Origin of the sequence: Serratia sp. L9, from assembly GCF_050632285.1 — a bacterium.
Taxonomy (GTDB): domain Bacteria; phylum Pseudomonadota; class Gammaproteobacteria; order Enterobacterales; family Enterobacteriaceae; genus Chania.
In genome coordinates this window covers 4,536,429-4,558,174 of the sequence record NZ_CP192591.1, presented here as the reverse complement: position 1 = coordinate 4,558,174, position 21,746 = coordinate 4,536,429, and the positions used below count along the sequence as shown (strand labels likewise).

Here is a 21,746-nt window from a genome sequence, read left to right as displayed (position 1 = left end):
CCATGTTGATTTTAACCAATGCAACCGCCGTGCAGCTCGATCCTGCCACGGTGCAGGAAAGTATCGATATCGCCATCGAAGGGGCGTTGATCAAGGAAGTGGGGCATGGGCTGGCGGCCAAATATCCGCAGGCCGGGATCCGCAATATGCAGGGAAAATGGGTGATGCCGGGGATTGTATGCGCTCATAACCATTTCTACTCCGGGCTGTCGCGCGGCATTATGGCCAACATTGCGCCAAGCCCCGATTTTATCTCCACGCTGAAAAATCTGTGGTGGCGGCTGGACCGGGCGCTGGATGAGGAATCCCTCTATTACAGCGGTCTGATCTGTTCTCTGGAAGCCATCAAGAGTGGCTGTACGGCGGTGATCGATCATCATGCCTCGCCAAACTTTATTGCCGGATCGCTGAAGACCCTGCGTGCCGGATTTATCAAGGCCGGGTTGCGTGGCATGACCTGCTTTGAGACCACCGATCGCAATGGCGGTGAGCGCGAACTGCTGGCCGGGGTGGAGGAAAATATCGCCTTTGCCAATCTGATCGACGCCGCCAAAGCCGCCGGTAAAGAGCCTTATCTGGTGGAGGCGCATATCGGGGCTCACGCGCCGTTTACCGTTTCGGATGCTGGGTTGGAGATGCTGAAACGGGCGCTGCAAAGCACCGGTCGCGGGCTGCATATTCATGTGGCGGAAGACAGTTACGATGTTTCTCATAGCCACGATAAATACGGCAAAGACCCGATCGTGCGCCTGGCTGAGCAGGGCCTGATCGATGCTAAAACGCTGGTGGCTCACGGCCTGTATCTTTCCGCCGCCGATATCGGGCTTATCAACCAGCATGACGCCTTCCTGGTGCACAACGCCCGCTCCAATATGAACAACCATGTTGGCTATAACCACCAACTGGCGCAATACCGCAACCTGGCGCTTGGCACTGACGGCATAGGTTCAGACATGTTTGAAGAGCTGAAATTTGCCTTCTTCAAACACCGCGATGCCGGTGGGCCGCTGTGGCCAGACAGTTTTGCCCGTTTCCTTTCGAACGGCAACCAACTGCTGGCGCGCAACTTCGGCGCTCAATTTGGTTGTCTGGCAGCCGGTTACAAAGCGGATCTGACTATCTGCAACTACCCGTCTCCGACACCGCTGGCGGCGCAAAACATCGGGGGTCATCTGGCCTTTGGCCTGGGCGCCAGCAGCGTTGACAGCGTCATGGTAGAAGGCCGCATGGTTTATCAGGACGGCCAGTTCCCGTTCGATGTGGAACCGATTTACGCCGAGGCCCGCAAGGTGGCGGCCCAGCTCTGGAAGCGTATGGATGCCTTGAACTAAGTATGTTGCCGCCTTGCGTAGCGTAGGGCGGCTGACATTGATGAGGGTGAAAAATGATTGAACAATTCTATCGGCCAGGATCGGTGCAGCAGGCGCTGGAGCTGAAACGCCAGTTTCTTGATGACGCGGTTTACTTTGCAGGGGGCAGCAAACTCAACGCCACCCCCACCAAAACGCAGCGAAAGGTGGCCATTGCGTTGACGCAACTGGGGCTGGACCAGGTGAACTGGCAGCAGGGTGAGCTGCATCTCGGTGCCACTATCAGCTTGCAACGCTTACTGGATACCGCGCTGATCCCGCAGGCGCTGCGCGAGGCGTTGGGCTTTGTCTATTCCCGCCATATTCGTAACCAGGCCACGCTGGGGGAAATTGCCTCGGCGGCCAAAGATTCGGTGCTGCTCCCGGTGCTGTTGGCCCTAAGTGCCAGGGTGGTGCTCGGCAGTGGCAAAACTATCGGGCTGGAAGAGTATCTGGCAGGCAGCAACCCGGAATTATTGCTGGAAGTAGTATTGCCGGATCCCTACCGCTGCTGTGCCACACGCAAAGTGGCTCGCTCGGCGGCAGGATTGGTGGTGGTGACCGCCGCCGTTTCCCGCAATGCACAATCCAGGGTGCGCATCGCCCTGAGCGGCGTAGTGGCGCGGCCCTCCCGCCTGCGTGACGCAGAAAACAGCGGCCTCAATGGCCCGGCGCTGGAGAAGCGGGTGGCAGATATCGTTGATCCTCAGGCCGATCTCTGTGGCAGCGTGGCTTATAAGCGCTATATCAGCGGTGTGCTGGTGGCAGACCTGCTTGCAGAGTGCCAGTCGTCAGGGGAGAAACAATGATGGACATTCGTTTTACGCTCAATGACAGCCAGCAGGTGATGTCATGCCAACCCGGCCAGAACGTGCAGCAATTGCTGTTCAAGCAGGGGCTGCATTCGGTTCGCGACAGTGATGACGGCTTTGGTTTTTCCGGCTCGGATGCGATTTTGTTTAATGGCGTGGTGGTCAATGCTTCACTGCTGATCGCCGCACAACTTGATGGGGCGGTGGTGACCACGGCAGAAGCCTTGGGGAGCTGGAACCAGCTTAGCCTGGTGCAGCAGGCGATGGTGGACGTGGGGATTGTCCAGTCCGGCTATAACGATCCGGCGGCAGCACTGATCCTGACGGACCTGCTGGCAAGAATAAGCGCGCCAACGCGGGCGGAGATTGATGATGCGCTGTCGGGGCTGTTCAGCCGCGATGCCGGTTATCAGCAGTTCTACCAGGTGGTGGCGCTGGCGGTGGCTCGCCGCCGCGATCCCGCGTTTCAGGCGCCGTCGGCCCCTGAGTTTCGCAGCGATCTTAACGTGGTCGGCAAGCTGTGCCCGAAGGTGGATGCGGCGAAAATGGTCCAGGCCAAGCCTTGCTACGTTGAGGATCGCGTTGCCCGTGATGCCTGCATCATCAAGGTACTGCGCAGCCCGCATCCGCACGCCCTGATCGCTCATCTGGACGTCAGCAAAGCCGAAGCCTTGCCGGGGGTGGTGCATGTGATCACCCACCTTAACTGCCCGGATATTTATTACACCCCCGGTGGGCAAAGTGCGCCTGAGCCTTCGCCGCTGGATCGGCGGATGTTTGGCATCAAACTGCGCCACGTTGGCGATCGGGTTGCGGCGGTAGTGGCCGAGAGCGAAGAGATTGCCTTGGCCGCGCTGGGCCTGATCGAGGTGGAATATCACGTGTTGCAGCCGGTGATGTCGATTGATGAAGCGATGGCCGCAGGGGCCCCGCTGGTACATGACGAACCCATTGTCTATGTCAACGGTGCTCCCGCCGATCTGGCCGAACAAAACCAGGGCAGCGCCCGGCGCGGCAATGAGCATCTGACCATCAATTTCCCGATTGGCGCCAAACCTCACAGCAATATTGCCGCTGCGGTGCATGGGCAGATTGGCGATGTGGCGCAGGGTTTTGCCGAGGCGGACGTGGTACTGGAGCGCACATACGAATCCAAACAGGTGCAGCAATGCCCAGCGGAAAAACACGTCTGCTACAGCTATATGGACGGTGACCGATTGGTGATCCACGCGTCCACCCAGGTGCCATGGCACCTGCGCCGCCAGGTGGCGCGCATTGTCGGGCTTAAACAGCATAAGGTGCATGTGATCAAAGAACGCGTGGGCGGTGGCTTTGGTTCCAAGCAGGATATCCTGCTGGAAGAAGTGTGCGCCTGGGCCACCTGCGTCACCGGTCGTGCGGTCTATTTCCACTACACCCGCGAAGAAGAATTTATCAGTAACACTTCGCGCCATGTTGCCAAGGTGCAGATAAAAGTTGGGGCGAAAAAAGATGGCCGCCTGACGGCTATCGATATGAACTTCCTGGCCAATACCGGCCCTTATGGCAACCATGCGCTGACGGTGCCCAGCAATGGCCCGGCGCTGTCACTGCCGCTCTATCCTTGTGAAAACGTCAATTTCCAGGTGACGACCTATTACAGCAACATCTGCCCGAACGGGGCTTATCAGGGATACGGCGCGCCTAAAGGCAACTTTGCCCTGACCATGATCCTGGCGGAACTGGCAGAAAAACTTGGCCGGGATCCGCTGGATATCATTGAGCTTAACCGGGTGGTTGAAGGGCAGGAGTTGAAGATCCTCGGAGCGATTGGCGAAGGCAAAATGCCAACCTCGGTGCCCAGTGCCGCCAGTTGTGCGCTGGAACCCATTCTGCGCAAGGGGCGTGAGCTGATCCACTGGAATTCACCGAAAACAAAAACCGGCGATTGGCAGGTGGGGCGTGGCGTCGCCATCATCATGCAGAAATCCGGTATTCCAGATATCGATCAGGCCAACTGCATGATCAAACTGGAGTCGGACGGCACCTTTATCGTGCATTCCGGCGGTGCGGATATTGGCACCGGTCTGGATACGGTGGTCGGCAAACTGGCGGCCGAAGTGCTGTGCTGCCCATTTGCCGATGTGCATGTGATCTCGGGGGATACCGATCACGCCTTGTTCGACAAGGGAGCCTATGCCTCTTCCGGTACCTGTTTCTCTGGCAACGCCGCTAAAAACGCCGCGGAAAATCTCAAGCAGAAAATCCTGTTCCACGGCGCGCAGATGCTGGGCGAGGAAGAAGCCGATGTGGCGTTGGTGGCGCCTGGAGCGGTGCGCGGTAAGCGGGGTGACGTGTCGTTTGCCCAAATCGCCCACAAGGCGGAGACGGGCACCGGCTTCGGGACTCTGGTGGCTACCGCGAGTTATATCTCCTCTGATTTTGCCTTCCCGTTTGGTGCCAACTTTGCCGAAGTGGCGGTTAACCAGCGCACCGGCGAAATCCGCCTGGAAAAATTTTATGCCTTACTGGATTGTGGCACGCCGGTTAACCCTGAGCTGGCGCTGGGGCAAATCTACGGTGCCTCAATGCGTGCTATCGGCCACAGCATGACGGAAGAGATTATCTACGATCGTCATGGTTCGCCGATAACGCGTGACTTGCAGAGTTATGGTGCGCCCAAAATTGGTGATATCCCGCTCGACTTCCAGGCCTTCCTGGTGCCGAGTGACGACCAGGTCGGGCCGTACGGCGCCAAGTCGATTTCTGAAATCGGCGTCAACGGTGCTGCTCCGGCTATCGCCATGGCAATCCATGACGCCTGTGGTGTCTGGCTACGTGAATGGCATTTCACGGCAGAGAAAGTATTAAGGGGTTAAATAAGCTCTCAGCATAATCGCTGAGAATAATGGGCATAGATTACCGCGGGAATGATCTGTAACGGTCATTCCCCGGTATACCCAAAATACTCTTATTGGCAATTATTGAGGGTTTATGGGGAGAGCGATTCAATATATTAGCTGAACATGTTATCGCCGCCATGCGCAAAAATGAGCCAGATGCTCAGGATAGCCCGTGGGATCAACATGGCGAAATAGAGGGCGTGGAGCAGTTAACGCGTATTTATTGAATCAGATGATCAAATTTACTGGAAGGGAGTAAAGAGATGTCTGATATACCCACCGAAAATAACGATCTTATTTATCAGTTGGAGGATAAGCCCCCTTTAACCAATGCATGATCGGCGCTATCACACATTTGCTGGCAATATTTGTTCCGATGGTGGCACCGGCGTTAATTGTCGGCACAGCTCTGGGCCTGCCGCCAGAAATCACCGCCTATCTGGTTTCCATGGCGATGATTGCCTCAGGAATTGGCACCTGGCTGCAGGTGAACCGTTATGGCCGTGTCGGTTCAGGTTTGCTGTCGATCCAATCGGTAAACTTTTCCTTTGTGACGGTAATGATTGCCCTGGGCAGCACCATGAAAGCCGATGGCCTGCATGTGGAAGCGATGCTCTCTACCTTATTAGGCGTCTCTTTTGTCGGGGCGTTCCTGGTGGTGGGCTCCTCATTTATTCTGCCCTATCTGAAGCGGGTCATTACGCCGACGGTCAGTGGCATTGTGGTACTGATGATCGGTTTAAGCCTGATCAAGGTAGGCATTATCGATTTTGGCGGTGGTTTTGCCGCTAAAAGCAGCGGCACCTTTGGCAACTATGAAAGTATCGGCGTTGGGCTGTTGGTGTTGCTGGTGGTGATCGCCTTTAACTGTTGCCAAAACGCGTTACTGCGCATGGGCGGCATCGCTATCGGCATCATTGTCGGTTATGTAGTGGCGCTGTGTTTAGGCATGGTCGATTTCTCCGTGATGCAAAACCTGCCGGTAATGACCTTACCCATTCCCTTCAAATATGGTTTCTCTTTTGATCTTCACGCCTTTCTGGTGGCGGGCACTATTTATTTGCTCAGCGTGCTGGAAGCGGTGGGGGATATTACCGCCACCGCCATGGTCTCCAACCGGCCAATCAAAGGAAAGGAATACACTTCGCGCCTAAGTGGCGGGGTGCTGGCCGATGGGCTGGTTTCGGTCATTGCTACCATGCTGGGATCATTGCCGCTGACTACCTTTGCCCAGAATAACGGTGTGATCCAGATGACTGGCGTTGCCTCGCGCCATGTCGGTAAATTTATTGCCGTAATCCTGGTCATTCTGGGGCTGTTCCCGGTCATCGGCCGCTTCTTTACCACCATCCCGGCTCCGGTTCTGGGGGGCGCGATGACGCTGATGTTCTCGATGATTGCCATCGCCGGCATACGCATCATCATCTCCAACGGCTTGAACCGCCGGGAAACCATTATCGTGGCCACCTCGCTCGGGCTGGGCCTGGGTGTTTCTTACGATCCTGAAGTATTCCGCATTCTGCCCGCTTCGATCTACGTGCTGGTGGAAAACCCGATTTGTGCCGGTGGGCTGACGGCCATTTTCCTCAATCTGCTGATACCGCTGAATAACACCGAAAAAAGCAGCGTAGAGGCTCCCTCGCTGGAGGCGGCGCCAGTGGAAAAAAATACCGATTAACCTCATGTTGTTATAAGGAATTGAGTATGGAGTGTGAACATTCAATCAAGGCCGTGCGGGGCAACTTCCTGGATATTACCCGCACCGTGCAATGCCCCGAAGAGATAGAAGGTCATCTGCGCTTTATTCAAGACGGCCTGCTGCTGATCCGTGATGGCCGTGTGGCCTGGTTTGGCTCCTGGGAAGCAGGGAAACACCAGATACCCGACAGCATCCGGGTGCGTGATTACAGCGGTAAAATGATCGTTCCGGGGTTTATCGATACCCATATTCATTATCCGCAATGTGAAATGGTGGGAGCCTATGGCGAGCAACTGCTGGATTGGCTGAATAAACATACCTTCCCAGCCGAGCAGCGCTATAACGATCTTGAATATGCCCGCGAAATGTCGTCTTTCTTCATTAAACAACTGCTGCGTAACGGCACCACCACCGCACTGGTTTTCGGCACCGTTCACCCGGAGTCAGTCGAGGCGCTGTTTGAGGCCGCACGCCATATCAATATGCGTATGATTGCCGGCAAGGTGATGATGGATCGCAACGCGCCTGACTATCTGCTGGATACTGCCCAGAGCAGCTATACCCAGACCAAAGCACTGATTGAGCGCTGGCATAACAATGGCCGCTTGTTATATGCCATCACCCCGCGTTTTGCACCCACCTCATCGCCGGAACAACTGGAAATGGTGCAACGCCTGCGTCAGGAGTACCCGGATACCTATCTGCATACCCACTTATCGGAAAATAAAGATGAGATTGCCTGGGTGAAAGCCCTGTTCCCTGAGCACAAAAACTACCTCGATGTTTACCATCGCTATGGGCTGACCGGCAGAAAAAGCGTGTTTGCCCACTGCGTGCATCTGGAAGACAGCGAGTGGGATTGCCTGCACGATACCGATTCGGCCATCGCCTTTTGTCCAACCTCCAACCTTTATCTCGGCAGTGGCCTGTTCAATTTGTCGAAGGCCTGGCAGAAAAAGGTCAAGGTGGGGATGGGGACCGATATTGGCGCCGGAACCACCTTCAACATGCTACAGACGCTGAATGAGGCCTACAAAATCATGCAGTTGCAGAGCTATCGGCTGTCGGCATATGAAGCGTTTTATCTGGCTACGCTGGGCGGGGCCGATGCGCTGGGTCTGGCAGACACCATTGGTAACTTCAACCTGGGTAAAGAGGCGGATTTCGTGGTGCTTGAGCCGACGGCTACGCCGTTGCAGCAGTTGCGCTACGACAACTCAAAAACATTGATGGATAAGCTGTTTGTCATGATGACGCTAGGGGATGACCGATCAATCTACCGGACTTACGTAGATGGCCGGTTGGTGTATGAACGCACATAAAAGAAGCGCAGCGTAATTTACCAGGATTGGTAACTAATGCAGACCTTCAGAGGGCATAAAAATGTCTAACAATTTGTCACAGGTGACGTCAGAGCAGGCAACCGGTTCCATAGATGCCTTTTTCAAGATTACGCAGCGGGGCAGCAGCATACGCCAGGAGGTGCTGGCAGGGCTGACCACCTTCCTGGCGATGGTGTATTCAGTGATTGTGGTGCCCGGCATGCTGGGCCAGGCCGGCTTTCCCCTACGGCGGTATTTGTGGCAACCTGCCTGGTGGCCGGGGTCGGTTCATTGGTGATGGGCCTGTGGGCCAACCTGCCGATGGCTATTGGCTGCGCCATCTCATTGACGGCGTTCACCGCCTTCAGCCTGGTGCTTGGCCAACATATCAGCGTGCCGGTAGCCTTGGGGGCCATCTTCCTGATGGGGCTGATTTTTACCGCCATCTCGGTAACTGGCGTGCGTTCCTGGATCTTGCGTAATCTGCCGATGGGTATCGCTCATGGTACCGGGATTGGTATTGGCCTGTTCCTGTTGCTGATTGCCGCCAATGGCGTTGGTATGGTGATCAAAAATCCGCTGGAGGGGTTGCCGATGGCGCTGGGGGCATTTGCCTCCTTCCCGGTGATGATGTCATTACTGGGTCTGGCCGTGATCCTTGGCCTGGAGAAACTGCGCGTGCCCGGCGGGATCTTGTTGGTGATCATCGGTATTTCCATTATCGCCCTGATTTTTGACCCGAATGTGAAGTATCAGGGGCTGTTTGCCTTACCGAGCCTGGTGGGGCCAGATGGCAACTCACTGATTTTCAGCCTGGATATCAAAGGGGCGATGAGCCCATTGGTATTGCCAAGCGTACTGGCACTGGTGATGACGGCGGTATTTGATGCCACCGGCACCATCCGGGCGGTGGCCGGTCAGGCAAACCTGTTGGACAAGGACGGGCAGATCATCAACGGTGGCCGGGCGTTAACCGCCGACTCAATGAGCAGTATGTTCTCTGCTCTGGTAGGGGCTTCACCGGCTGCGGTGTATATCGAATCTGCTGCGGGTACGGCAGCAGGGGGAAAACCGGCGTTACGGCGGTGGTGGTGGGGGTTTTGTTCCTGCTGATGCTGTTCCTGTCACCGCTCTCTTATCTGGTGCCCGGTTACGCAACCGCCCCAGCGCTGATGTATGTGGGGCTGCTGATGCTGAGCAACGTGGCCAAGCTGGACTTTGAGGATTTTGTCGATGCCATGTCCGGCCTGGTCTGTGCGGTGTTTATCGTGCTGACCTGTAATATTGTCACCGGCATTATGCTGGGTTTCAGCACGCTGGTGATTGGCCGTGTCTGCTCCAACGAATGGCGCAAACTGAATATCGGTACGGTGATTATTGCCGTCGCGCTGGTGGCCTTCTATGCCGGTGGCTGGGCTATCTGACCGTCGATGAGCGAGAAGAGAACAGTCCCTTGATCAACCGGCGTTGATCAAGGGACGTTGCTATCCAGTATCAGAGTTATTGCGCTCATCAGGCGAACAGGCGCAAGCCTGTGGCAGGTTTTCCAGGTCTTGCCCTGGATGACTGACAGGAAAAAATGAAACCGACCGGCCTGCCCGCAGGAGCGCAGGCGCAAATCCACCGGTTTTAAAACGAGTCTACAGGCTAGCGCTAACAGGATAAGCCATGATCAGCGCGGAGTTTCCTCATCCAGCAACTGCGCCTTTTCCACCGCGTTGACGATGGCGGTATAACCGGTGCAGCGGCATAAATTGCCGGCCAATCCCCGGCGGATCTCCTGTTCGGTAAGGCGCTTGCCGCGAAAGCGTTCCACCATTGAGGTGCTGGTCATCACCAGCCCCGGCGTACAAAAACCGCATTGCACCGCCCCTGTATCTACATACGCCTGCTGCACGACAGAAAGCTGGCCATGCTGCACCTCACCTTCTGTTGTGCGGATAGTTTTGCCATCGGCCCAGACGGCCAGATAGATACAGGTATCGGTTGCGACATCATCGATCAGGACGGTACATGCGCCGCACTCGCCAACGCTGCAGCCTTGCTTGACGCTGTTAAGCCCATGCTGACGCAGCAACTCCATCAGCGACATTCGGGGATCAAGGGTGAACTTATAGGCTCGGCCATTGATGGTGCAGTTGATAGTCAGCATAACTCTCCTCCTGCGCGTTGAGCCGCCTGGGCCAGAACGCGTTCTGCCAGCGTACGGATAATCTGCATGCGGAACTCTTTGGTGGCGCGCCAGGACGAGCGCGGTAACACATCATGCCTAACGGCTTCACGCACGGCGGCAAGGGTTTGTGCGTTGAACGGGCGGCCAAGGGCCGCGGCTTCGGCGTGGGGGCGCGGATAGGTGTCGGGGCCGCTACGCCAAAGGCTAACTTGACCGCGCTAAAGCAGCCGTCTTCGATTTTACAGGCGGCGGCGCAGCCGATAGTCGCGATATCCATGGCGTCGCGCATGGCATATTTGTAATAGCTGCTGCCAACATTCCGGTAATGCTGCGCCCTGAATAAAAAGGCCACGGCGACCTCATTCTGGCCCAGCGCCACTTTGCCGGGGCCGGTATGAAACCCGTGGATCGGCGTGTAGCGCAGCCCTGCAACGCTGGCAATCTCCAGTTCGGCCTCCATGACCACGCAGGGGGAGGCAGAATCGGCGCTGGTAGCCCCATTGCAGATATTGCCACCCAGCGTTCCCCTGTTGCGCACCTGCGGCCCGGCGATGGTGGTGGCCGCTTCAGCCAGCACCGGCACATAACGTTGTATCAGAGCAGAGTCGATAATCTGGCTGAAAGTGGTGCCGCTGCCAATGCGTAAGGTGCCATCGGGCAGCAGGCTGATGCCGCTCAATTCCGGCAGATCGTGGATATCCACCAGATGGCGGTATTTACCGTTCAGATGATGGAGTTGGATCAACACATCGGTACCGCCAGCAATCAGCCGGGCCTGAGGATTGGCCGCTAATTGCCGCACGGCATCGTCGATACTGGTCGCCCGATAATAATCTGCGATATCGTACATGGTTCTTCTCCGGTTATTCGATCAGGCCTGCCTGCACAAAATGGCGGTATAGCGCCTTTGGCGTCAGCGGCAATTCATCAATCTTCACGCCGGTTGCCATCCAGAGGGCATTGCGGATCGCCGGTGCAGGGGAGATCAACGGTGGCTCACCCAACGCCTTATGTCCGTAGGCGGATTGTGGCTCATAGGTTTCGATAAACGCGCATTCCAGTGCTGGCAGGTCGAGGATGGTGGGAAACTTGTAATCCAGCAGATTATTGTTGCGCACGATGCCGGTTTTTTCGTCAATAATCATCTCTTCAAACAGCGTCCAGCCGATGCCCATCCCCATTCCGCCATGAACCTGGCCTTCCGCCAGCAGAGGGTTCAGGATCTGGCCGGAATCATGCAGATTGAGGATTTTATTGATGGTGACTTTGCACAGCGGGATATCAACGGTGAGGTCAACAAAGGTACAACCAAAGGCCGGTGGATTGCTGCGGGTTTTGCAGGAAACCTCAGCGATAATCTGCCCGCCGACCTCCTGATCGTAATGGGCGCTCATCGAGACGTCTTTTACCGAGAACAGCACTTTTTCCGGCATCTGTTTAAACACCACATTGCCTTCGATGATATCGAGCGCCCATTCCGGCTGGCTGCACATATAGGCCGCATGCTCAAGAATTTTTGCGCGTAGTTCAGTAGCGGCCTGGCGTATCGCTGGGGCGGTCACATAGCTTTGCCGCGAGGCGAAAGCGCCGGGATCGTAGGCGGTGATATCGGTATCCTGAGTAGAGATGACATAAATAGCCGAGAAGGGCACGCCAATGGTTTGCGCCGCCATTTGTGCGAAAACGGTGTCCGAGCCCTGGCCAATTTCCGTCGCGCCAACCTGCAGATGGACGGTGCCATCCTGGTTCAGCATCAGGCGCGCACTGGCGATTTCCACGCCTACCGGATAGGTATTGGAGGCATAACTCAGGCAGGCCACGCCCACGCCACGGCGGACCGGGCCGCTCTGGTTCAGGCAGGCGGCACGCCGGGTATCCCAGTCAAACAGTTGCTTGCCGCGCAACAGGCACTCAACAATACCGGCGCTCTTGATCTCTTTGTTATTCAGCACGGTGATGTCCCCCTGGCGGGCAACGTTTCTGATCCGTAACTCCAGCGGGTCCATTCCCAGTTGGGCAGCGGCCTCATCAATCATGCATTCCAGGGCGAAGGTCACCTGCGGCGCGCCATAGCCTCTCATCGCGCCAGCGTTAGGCAGGTTGGAATAGAAGGTGGTGGCCCGATAGCCAAAGGCGCAACGTGGATATAAATAGGCAATTTTATTCCCCCGGCTGCGGCAATGGAGTGGCCGTGGGAGGCATAGGCCCCGGTGTTGGAAAGCACGTCCAGACTAACAGCCTGCAGGATACCCTCGCGGTTTACCGCCATCTTGCCGGTGATGGCAAACGAATGACGGGTGCGAGAGGCAAGAAAACACTCTTCGCGGCTCAGTTCGACCTTGACCGGCACGCCGCCGAGTTTCCAGGTCAGAAATGCACACATCGGTTCTTCCAGCACGTCCTGCTTGTTACCGAAACCGCCGCCAACACAGGGTTTGATCACGCGGATGGCTGACCAGGGCATGTCCAGCGCCTGGGCCACGACACGGCGCACGATATGGGGGATTTGGGTGCTGGAGACGATGACGATCCGATCCATCTGATCCATATAGGCATAGGAGAGCACCCCTTCCAGATGGCAGTGCTGCACCACCTGGGTCTGATAGTGGCCTGCAACCAATAGGTCTGCCGCTGCAAATGCCGCATCCGGATCGCCCGCGCTGAGGGCATGTTGCTTCAGCAGATTGTTTTTGCCACCGTGCAGCAAGGGGGCATCGGCGGCCAATGCCATCTCTGCGGTGGTCATTACCGGCAGTTCCTGGTATTCCACCTCTACCAACATGGCGGCCTTTTCTGCCGTCAGCAGATCGCAGGCGACAACGATCGCCACGCCATCACCGTGGTGGCGGACATGGTTGGTGAGCAGTTGTTTATCAGCCACGTCGCGTTTATTGGCGTCCAGAGACCAGGCGTGACCCGCCGTAGGGAAATGAGCGGAGGGAATATCCTGATAGGTGAAAATGGCCTCCACACCCGGCAGTTGCAGCGCTTTGTGTATATCGATACCGGTGACCAGACCGTGGGCGATCGGGCTGCGGACATACTTGGCGTAGCGCATGCCAGGCAACGTAAAATCATCCGTATACCGGGCCCGACCGGTGACTTTCGCTTGCGCATCTACGCGCTTGGGTGACGCTCCTAAAGGCATCTTGACCCCCTGGTGAGAGAAAAAAGTCGCGAGTCAGGGATGCAGCAACTTGCAGGCCACAGTCGGTTGATAATGCGAGAGAATATGGATTCCGTGAGTTGAATCTGATTTATACCGGTATTGAGAGGGCTTTTTTTGATCAAAATAGGGTGGGGGCATACCAGGGAGGGGAGGCAAGAAAAAAGTGACACGATAATTTATCATTCTGATAGCAGCCGGATTATCAGGTTGATAGCGGTAATACAGATGTTTGAGGGGGTAATCGCGCTGGGGTAAGGTTTGCCCGATTATTCAGCGTTATCAGATAATTCAATGAGCTTATATTTTGATTCATTGGGCAGCGTTGCAATCGGGAATGATTTTCATGCTCTGCCCAGCCTGGGTGAATTTTATCAACCCCCGCTTTCGTAATGACACTTTACCTGCTTTGCAGCCACAGGACTTATCGTTAATCTACGGTTTAAAACCGATAGACTATTATTGGCCCCCTGACATTATCGTTGTGACTTAGAGGGAAAAACCATGAAAACACACTATCTGACCGCCGCCTTGGTGCTTGGCGTTTTCAGCCTGCCGGTATTAGCAGCGAATACCGAAGCCGTAGCGGTATATGCCACACAACAAAATCAAGGTTCAGTCGCTATTGGCAACCAAGTGTTTTATACCCGGGATTTCACCGTTTCCGTTGCTAACCTGTCCGATAAAAACGTTGATCTCAGTAAGTTATGCTTACAAGCCTCGTCTGCTGATGGCAAGGTGTTCAAACTTGATACCGTCGATGAAAAACTGACCTCAGGGTTTTTAAAACCTAAAGCGATGGTAAAAGGGCTAGCCGTATTTGCCTCTTCCGATGAAAGTGTTTATAAGGCTACGTTAGTAAAAATAAGCGATAAGTGTCAGTAAAAATACCACCCCGGCAGGTTCGGGGATCTGTTTAAATTAATCGTCTCAATTTTAACCAAAGAAGTTTTTATGAAAAAATGCTTACTTGTTATTTGCCCGGTAATTGCTCTCTCAGGTTGTGCGGCTAACTGGGAACCTTTAGGGGCGCCAACGCTCGTACTGCAAGAAGCCAAAAACCTGTGTGAGTCTACCTCATTATCTCAGTTCCCGATAAAAAATGAAGTGGCCACCCGCAGTGTTGAAAAGCAAGTCTCATTAAAATGCAAAAAAGAGGACGCAGACTGTACTAGCAGTGGTTATAAGTACGTCAATAAATTAGGCGTCGAGAGCTATCCGTTGGACGTAAATATCGACAGCAGGAAAAAAGCATTTTTGGCCTGCATGGAAAAAAACGGTTGGCACAACACCAGTTGGTTATAAACCGAGCGGGTTCTCTGAAACCTGAATTGATGATGCCAGTGCTGGCGCATGCGAGCTGTTTTGATCGGTTGTTGAGAAGCGAAGCCCAAACTTGGCTTGGCCCGGGGCGACCCCGGGCGCTCAATACCTGAGGCAGGGCGATTATCTACCCTTTTTGATGCTGATCTGCCAGCGGGCATCGCCGGTTTGTTGAAAGTCTGTCACGCTATGCCCTGCCTCAACGGCCCAGCGCGGCAGGTTCTCCGTGGCCTGGGCGCAATCATACTCAATCACCAGCAGGTCGCCCAACCCCAATTGCTCAATGTGTTTTTTGGCTTCAATCAGCGGGAATGGACAAAGTTTACCCGTGGTATCCAGAGTTATCGTTTTCATAATCCTGAGACCTCTTTTGTTTTAATGGATTGATTCGGAAGAATAATAGTGAAATAGCTGACCAGCCAGCTCCCCAGAAGAATGCACGGGATAAACAGCCAGCCCTGCCAGGAGAACCAGGCGGTGTTGACGATGGTATTTCCCAGCATACAGCCACCCGCCAGCCCGCTGCCCACTCCCATCAGGCCGCCACCCAACAGGCTTTTGACCATTGCCGGAGCACCGGGTGAGCGCAGCCGAAACTCCTGGCTTCCCCATGCAGCGACGAGGGAACCAGCGAAAATCCCGATAAGCAGATATCCGGCCCAGCCAAAGAACCCGGTTTTGCCTTCCGTGATTAGCGAAAACAGTTGCGCACTGGGGCCGCTGATCCCCAGGCCTCCGACCCTGCCCGACGACAGGCTGGAGGGCCATGCCAGCAAAGCAATGACGCCTATCAGCACCGCGCTTGTAAAGGGATGCCAGCGCGCTTCGAACAGCCAGTGGGCAATACCCTGTTTACGTGGTTTGAGTTGAGGAACAGGGAAGGATTTGCGCTTCAGGTGTTGCCAGACCAGCACGGTCGTCAACAGGGTTAGCAGCACTACCGCTAGCCAGGGAGATATGCCGAATGTCTGCATCAGTGAAGCGTCTGGTAATGCCGGGGCGTTGATGGGGGCGAACAGCTGTTTGCCGCCCGGCTGGCGGATATACCAACTGGCGACCACGAAACCGGCCACGGCGATCATGCTGCCGATCAGCCCTTCGGCGGCGCGATAGTAAGCGCCAGTGGAGCAGGAACTGGCCAGTCCCATACCGATACCGAAGGTCACGCCACCAACCAGCGTCGCCAGCCAGCGGAAATCCCCTCCGGGGAGTTTGGCCCAGCCGAGGGCGATAAAGGCGAACAGGCCGATACTTTGCAAGGTAATGATGATGAGGATTGCGATGGTCATGCGCCCGTCGCGAAACAGATAGAGGTCTCTCAGACCGCCGGCCATACAAAAGCGCCCGCGTTGCATGATAAATCCAAGAAGGAACCCCAGAAACAGACCTGTCATAAGGGAAATACTCCTTTTTATGGCGATGCCATATTCAGATTGTAAAATCTTGCCCTGGGTTGGGCGCAGGCATTCTACCCGCTTGGGAGGGAGAAATCACACAAATAATAGGGATATAGCCAGGTTACTGAATTTTTGAGTTTCAGATCACGAAACTAAACATTATTCCCCACACTCGATCGCCATTCGGCGCAGCAAGACTGCGTGGATAAATAAAGCAACACCGGTTGCTGATATGACCAACCCTATTGCAATGTAATAATAGCCATCGGGTATGCGGTGTTTATGGTTATAAAGCGGGTTGTTAAGGTAAGAAGAGGCTGTGTAAATAAAGGATGTGAGTTCGCTGGTTGAAATTACAGAGATAATAATGCGATTAACACGGTTTTTTCTGTCAATTCTTCACCGAATCCTGGCTGTATTTATAGCCGATGAATTTCGGGTTGAAAGCTCAAACACATCTCCGTGCCCGCAGCATCTGTACCTCCCTGCGCCGCACCGCCAGGCCCCCAGCTCGCTTATCCCCTGGCGCCTGGTTAATCGTGAGTGCAGATAACCACGCCGCAGCGTGAACGGTGGCGGGGATATCATCCAGCACAGCATTAATCACTCGGGTAAAACAAGCCAGGCTAACGCTCAATAGCCTCTTTGACACGCCATCTTTCTAAAACAGTTTATCCGGCAGTGCCATTCGCTAGCAGAATATAGCCAAAGAGGACAAGAAACGTCCTATTAAGCATCGGTTCTGATATTGCTTTAAGTGCCAATCGCTAACTTTTTTACGCCAACCAAGTGAAATAACAGCAATTAAAACAATTCTGATTAAAGTTGTTCTATCCTGATACTTAGCAATAATTAAGCATGTTATGAGTTTAGGTTTATCAAGGAGAGACTTATGCCCCAAGCCCCACTGATCTTGGCGCCACACGCCCATTCCGACTGTTGCCTCTGCCATAGCCCGGTATTTAAGCGCATCAATACCCTTTTTGCACAAAAGGCGGCGCAGGCAGCCCCCATTACCGCAGCTACCGTTGCGGCGGCAATACCTGGCGCTAAAGCGGAAAAGGACAGTACCGGCTTGGCCCAGGCACCTCACCTGACTGCGTTTATCAATGTCCGCATCTTTGACGGGGTTTCAGATCATCTGCGGGATGGGCTGCGGGTATTGGTGGAAGGTAACAGGATCAAATCGGTTGAGCCGGCAGATACCGATTTGCCAGCGGATGTGGAGGTGATTGACGGTGCGGGTGGCGTATTGATGCCGGGGCTGATCGATGCTCACTGGCACGCCATTATGGCTCGCCCTTCAATGATGACGGCGATGACCGCAGATTTTAACTATATCCAGGCCTTGGCCATCGCAGAGGCACAGGCGACGCTGATGCGCGGTTTTACCACCGTGCGCGATATGGGCGGGCCGGTTTTTGGCCTCAAACGGGCCATTGATGAACACGTTACTACTGGCCCACGTATCTATCCTTCGGGGGCATTTATTACCCAGACCGGCGGGCATGGTGATTTTCGCCTGTTGGGTGAACTGCCTCATTCACCCGCCGACCCATTGAGTTATGCAGAAAAAGTTGGCATGACGGCCATTGCCGACGGGCCTGATAAAGTGCTGTTGCGTGCCAGAGAACAACTGATGAGGGGCGCCTCCCAGCTTAAGTACATGGCGGGGGAGGTGTCGCTTCGATGTATGATTCCATCGATGTTACAGAAGGCTCCGTGCCAGAGATCCAGGCGGCGGTAACGGCAGCGGAAAACTGGGGCACCTATGTTACCGTCCACGCCTACACCGCCCGGGCCGTCACCATGGCGATTACCGGGGGCGTCAAGTGTATCGAGCATGGTCAACTGGTGGATGAAGCTACCGTTCAGCTAATGGCGGAAAAAGGCATCTGGTGGAGCTTGCAGCCTTTCCTGGACGATGAGGACGCAGTGCCGATGGCCACCCCCGCCTCGCGGGCTAAACAGTTGCAGATGGTAGCCGGTACGGATACCGCCTACATGTTGGCGAAAAAATACAACATCAAGACGGCATGGGGCACCGACACGCTGTTTGATGCCAGACTGGCCACCCGGCAGGGGGCACAGTTGGCCAAACTGGTCCGTTGGTATTCACCGGTTGAAGTGTTGAAGATGGCGACCAGCGTCAATGCCGAGCTTTGTGCGTTTTCGGGGCCGAGAAACCCTTATGCAGGCAAGCTTGGCGTAGTAGAAAACGGGGCATTTGCCGACCTGATCCTGGTGGATGGCGATCCGCTGAGCGATATCCAGTTGGTGGCCCAGCCTGAGACTGCTTTTAGTATCATCATGAAAGATGGGCAAATTTATAAAAATACCTTGGGGCGCGGCCAGCAGTAAAATGGGGTTAACACCATGAATATCCGGCTTTCTTTCAGGGCGCCGCAGTGGGCTTGGCTAGGTCGGCTACCCATCTTGGCGTTAGCATTGAGCCTCAGTGGCTGCATGCAGGCCCAGGCTCCGTTATTGCCCCTGTTGGGCTCCTATTTTCCTTCCTGGTTGCTCTGCGCTTTTATCGGTGTCATTACCGCGGTGATCGTGCGTGTGGTGTTTATTCGCCTTGGTATTGATGAGGAGCTGAGATGGCGGTTATTCGTGTATGTTTGCCTGGCGCTGGCCGTGGCTTTCGTGTGTTCCTTACTTCTTTTTGCGCGCTGAATCATGAATAAATTACGGGAAAATGGGCGAAAGCGGCAACTGGCCTTGATCATTGGCGGGGTTATTATTCTTGCAGCGGTGATATTGGGTGGTTTGTCATGGCGCAAAACCGCGCTGAACCCGCTGTCGGAAGATGCCGAGCTGGGGGCCAGCGTGGTGCATATCGCCAGCTCAGTGCCAGGGCAGATTGTTGCTATCAATGTGCAGGAGAACGGTAAGGTCAAGCGCGGCGATCTGCTGTTTGCCCTCGATCCGCTGGTTTATCGCCTGCGGGTGGAGCAGGCACAAGCTGAAGTGAAAATGGCTGAGGCGGCATTGGATACGCAACAAAGAACGCGGGTTGCCGAGCAGTCCAACGCAGCGATAAGTGATGAGCAGATCAAAAGGGCGCAGGCCAACCTCAAGCTGGCTACGCAGACGCTGGCACGGCTGCAACCGCTGTTACCCAAGGGCTATGTCACGGTACAACAGGTCGATGATGCGGCAACCGCCAAGCACGATGCCGAGGTAAGCCTGAAACAGGCGTTGAAACAGTCCTCGGCCGCTGAGGCGTTGGTGAGCAGTACGGCGGCTTCCGAAGCCTTGCTGGCGGCTCGTCGTGCGGCGTTGGCGATCGCTGAACGTGAGCTGGCGAATACGCAGGTATATGCTCCTCATGATGGCCGGGTCGTGGGGCTCAAAATTTCTGCTGGTGAATTTGTGATCCCGGATCAGGCTATTTTTACGCTGATCAACACCGAACATTGGCATGCCTCCGCGTTTTTCCGTGAAACGGAGTTGAAAAACATCAAGGTGGGGGATTGCGCGGTGGTTTATGTGATGGCCGATCGCCAGCACCCCATTCAGGGCAAGGTTGAAGGGATTGGCTGGGGCGTGAGTTCCGAAGATCTGCTTACTGTCCCACGGATCCTGCCTTACGTGCCCAAATCGCTCAATTGGGTGCGCGTTGCCCAGCGTTTTCCTGTGCGTATCAGCCTGGAAAACCCGCCGGAGAACTTGATGCGTATCGGGGCCACCGCTGTGGTTGTCGTGCAAAATGACCCAGGTTGCTGATAGCCCTATCGGCGGAATGATCCGCCAGGCAAAGCATGATCTGCTATTTTTCCCGGGGCGATTTGCGATGGCCTGGCGCGTTGCCGCGCTCTGCGCGCTGATGGCCTGGGTGGCAATGCTGTATGGCATTCCGGAGTCAGCCCTCAGCTGTTACCTGATTATCTTCATCATGAAACCGGATGCGGCAGAAAGCATGGTGATGGCCATTGCGGTGACGGTGCTGCTGACGCTGGTGGTGGGGGTGGTGTTTCTGCTGATCCATTACAGCCTGGAAAACGCACCGCTACGCATGGCGGTTCTGGTTCTCAGTTCCTTCCTGTTTGTCTATCTGGGGTCGGCGACCAAGCTGGGGGAAGTGGGCAATATCATTGCCTTGGTTATCGCCTTTGTCATGACCCTGCTCGGTAATGTCCCTTCGGGCGAGTTGATAACCCGGGGGATAATGTATGCCTGGCTGATGGCCGTTTCACCCATGATGCTGATCGTCGGGTTTAACCTTATCTTCGGGCGTGCTCCGCATCGCTTGTTGCGTGCCAGCCTGTCGGAACGCCTGTTAACGGTAGCTGAAGCGCTGCGTCAACCCGATGAGGTTAACCTGGGTAAGGTCGCTTTGCTGTTGCGCGAAGGGCAAGCGGAGCATCAGCAACGGGCGCTTTTGGTGCGCATATTCCATCTTCGCCCCTCTGCAGAGGCCCTCTGGCTTGATGATGCGGTCGCCAGCAGCTACCGGCTGCTGCTGGCGGTTTCAGTATTACCTGCCACTACGCCACAGGCCGTGCGCGGAGAACTTGCTGACTGTTGTTCTGCCATGGCTCAGGCCATCGCTGCGGGCGATGTCGTTGCCCTCCCCACTTTTCGATCAAGGCAAGTGGCGATGAAATGATTGAAATGCAAAACGCGCTGCGGGGGCTCGCCCACCTCACGGATAAAGCGGATCCTGATGCCCCCAAGATGGCATTCTTTGCCCCGGATGCGTTCTCCAACCCTGTTCATCAGCGCTACGCACTGAAGACGACCGCCGCTGCCCTGATCTGCTACCTGATTTATACCGCCTTGAATTGGCAAGATATTCATACCGCCATGATCACCTGTTATGTCGCCGCCTTGGGTACCTCGGGGGAGACGGTGCACAAACTGCTGCTACGGATCGTCGGCTGCCTGATCGGCGCGGCGATGGGGGTGTTATCGATCCTTTTCATCATCCCGACTATGGCCGGGATTGGTGAGCTTATGGTGCTGGTTTTTGCTGGCACTCTGCTGGCCGGTTGGGTGTCGTGCGGCAATGAACGCATTGCTTATGCGGGCGTACAGATAGGGCTGGCATTCCTGCTTACCGTGTTGCAGGGTTTTGGGCCGAGCCTGGATATGGGCGTGGCGCTTGACAGAGTCATCGGGATTTTATTGGGCAACCTGGTGGTGTATCTGATCTTTACCCGGCTGTGGCCGGTAGCAATTACCGATTCCGTGCACGCACATATCAGGCAGGCTTTGCAAGGCCTGACGAAGCTGGCCGCTTTACCCACCACGGCGCGCGCGGCGGCGTTAAGGGAGGCCACCGCCGTCGAGGCAGAAATTGCCAGCGCCCAACAGGAACTGGCGCTGGTTCCCTTCGAACCGGTACAACTGCGCCCTGTGCAGGCTGAGCGGGAGCGGCTGAAAGCGATCCTGATGGAAATGGCCAGGCTATGCCCGGCGCTGTTTCTCGCCACGGTAAAACCGGCGACGGATATGGAACGGCTTCGCCGCCTTTCCGAGGGCGCTGAAGCCACCACCCAGCCGGGGGAGTGGCTGCAAGAGAGTTCGGCCGAAATGACGGTTCAACAACGTATCAAGCGGCTTGAGGCACTACTGGGAGTTTGAAAATGATGATGTTTACCGCGCCGCTGGCTCA

11 protein-coding genes and 6 pseudogenes are annotated in these 21,746 nt (G+C 55.4%); 12 read left to right on the top strand and 5 right to left on the bottom strand.

Annotation, left to right across the window (positions count from 1 at the left end):
- The first annotated feature begins 2 nt into the window (after positions 1-2).
- The 6 genes and pseudogenes from ssnA (at position 3) to ACQ86O_RS21755 (ending at position 9,488) form a co-directional block, all read left to right on the top strand.
- Positions 3-1,331, top strand: a complete 1,329-nt coding sequence (gene ssnA, locus ACQ86O_RS21780; RefSeq protein ID WP_431222822.1) for a putative aminohydrolase SsnA — start codon at positions 3-5, stop codon at positions 1,329-1,331.
- Between the two features lie 53 nt (positions 1,332-1,384).
- Positions 1,385-2,158: a molybdopterin-dependent oxidoreductase FAD-binding subunit gene (gene ygfM, locus ACQ86O_RS21775; RefSeq protein WP_431222821.1), complete on the top strand. Its 774-nt coding sequence runs from the start codon at positions 1,385-1,387 to the stop codon at positions 2,156-2,158.
- The gene (locus tag ACQ86O_RS21770; protein ID WP_431225800.1) at positions 2,158-5,019 is read left to right on the top strand and encodes a molybdopterin-dependent oxidoreductase Mo/Fe-S-binding subunit; all 2,862 of its coding nucleotides are present in this window, start codon (positions 2,158-2,160) and stop codon (positions 5,017-5,019) included. The genes ygfM and ACQ86O_RS21770 overlap by 1 nt, the downstream gene beginning before the upstream one ends.
- Positions 5,020-5,306: 287 nt before the next feature.
- Positions 5,307-6,721 (top strand): annotated as a pseudogene (locus ACQ86O_RS21765) (nucleobase:cation symporter-2 family protein).
- A 26-nt stretch (positions 6,722-6,747) separates the two neighbouring features.
- Complete coding sequence (gene guaD, locus ACQ86O_RS21760) at positions 6,748-8,064, top strand: guanine deaminase (protein ID WP_431222820.1); 1,317 nt, start codon at positions 6,748-6,750, stop codon at positions 8,062-8,064.
- Between the two features lie 61 nt (positions 8,065-8,125).
- Positions 8,126-9,488, top strand: a pseudogene (locus ACQ86O_RS21755) (NCS2 family permease).
- A 248-nt stretch (positions 9,489-9,736) separates the two neighbouring features.
- Here the strand turns inward: ACQ86O_RS21755 and xdhC are convergent.
- The 3 genes and pseudogenes from xdhC to xdhA form a co-directional block, all read right to left on the bottom strand.
- Positions 9,737-10,216 carry a xanthine dehydrogenase iron sulfur-binding subunit XdhC gene (gene xdhC, locus ACQ86O_RS21750; RefSeq protein WP_431222819.1) on the bottom strand — a complete coding sequence of 160 codons (480 nt, stop codon included), beginning with the start codon at positions 10,214-10,216 and terminating at the stop codon, positions 9,737-9,739.
- Between the two features lie 86 nt (positions 10,217-10,302).
- A pseudogene (xdhB, locus tag ACQ86O_RS21745) lies at positions 10,303-11,087 on the bottom strand (xanthine dehydrogenase FAD-binding subunit XdhB); the annotation flags it as partial.
- Positions 11,088-11,100: 13 nt separating this feature from the next.
- Positions 11,101-13,385 (bottom strand): annotated as a pseudogene (gene xdhA, locus ACQ86O_RS21740) (xanthine dehydrogenase molybdenum-binding subunit XdhA).
- Between the two features lie 522 nt (positions 13,386-13,907).
- Between xdhA and ACQ86O_RS21735 the strand changes: the two are divergent.
- Positions 13,908-14,288, top strand: a complete 381-nt coding sequence (locus tag ACQ86O_RS21735) for a DUF4354 family protein (protein WP_431222818.1) — start codon at positions 13,908-13,910, stop codon at positions 14,286-14,288.
- A gap of 69 nt (positions 14,289-14,357) precedes the next feature.
- Complete coding sequence (locus ACQ86O_RS21730) at positions 14,358-14,708, top strand: hypothetical protein (RefSeq protein ID WP_431222817.1); 351 nt, start codon at positions 14,358-14,360, stop codon at positions 14,706-14,708.
- A 141-nt stretch (positions 14,709-14,849) separates the two neighbouring features.
- Here ACQ86O_RS21730 and ACQ86O_RS21725 read toward each other — a convergent pair whose 3' ends face one another.
- Entirely contained in the window at positions 14,850-15,080 is a 231-nt protein-coding gene (locus ACQ86O_RS21725) for a sulfurtransferase TusA family protein (RefSeq protein WP_431222816.1), read from the bottom strand.
- Complete coding sequence (locus tag ACQ86O_RS21720; protein ID WP_431222815.1) at positions 15,077-16,120, bottom strand: YeeE/YedE thiosulfate transporter family protein; 1,044 nt, start codon at positions 16,118-16,120, stop codon at positions 15,077-15,079. Before ACQ86O_RS21720 ends, ACQ86O_RS21725 begins: the two co-directional genes overlap by 4 nt.
- Positions 16,121-17,015: 895 nt before the next feature.
- Here ACQ86O_RS21720 and ACQ86O_RS21715 point away from each other — a divergent pair.
- The 4 genes and pseudogenes from ACQ86O_RS21715 to ACQ86O_RS21700 all read left to right on the top strand — a co-directional run bounded on the left by ACQ86O_RS21715 (position 17,016) and on the right by ACQ86O_RS21700 (position 21,715).
- A pseudogene (locus tag ACQ86O_RS21715) lies at positions 17,016-18,484 on the top strand (amidohydrolase family protein).
- Positions 18,485-18,499: 15 nt separating this feature from the next.
- Positions 18,500-18,802, top strand: a complete 303-nt coding sequence (locus tag ACQ86O_RS21710; RefSeq protein ID WP_431222814.1) for a YtcA family lipoprotein — start codon at positions 18,500-18,502, stop codon at positions 18,800-18,802.
- A 3-nt stretch (positions 18,803-18,805) separates the two neighbouring features.
- Positions 18,806-19,855: a multidrug transporter subunit MdtN gene (gene mdtN, locus ACQ86O_RS21705; RefSeq protein WP_431222813.1), complete on the top strand. Its 1,050-nt coding sequence runs from the start codon at positions 18,806-18,808 to the stop codon at positions 19,853-19,855.
- A pseudogene (locus tag ACQ86O_RS21700) lies at positions 19,839-21,715 on the top strand (FUSC family protein). Before mdtN ends, ACQ86O_RS21700 begins: the two are co-directional and overlap by 17 nt.
- The last annotated feature ends 31 nt before the right edge of the window (positions 21,716-21,746 follow it).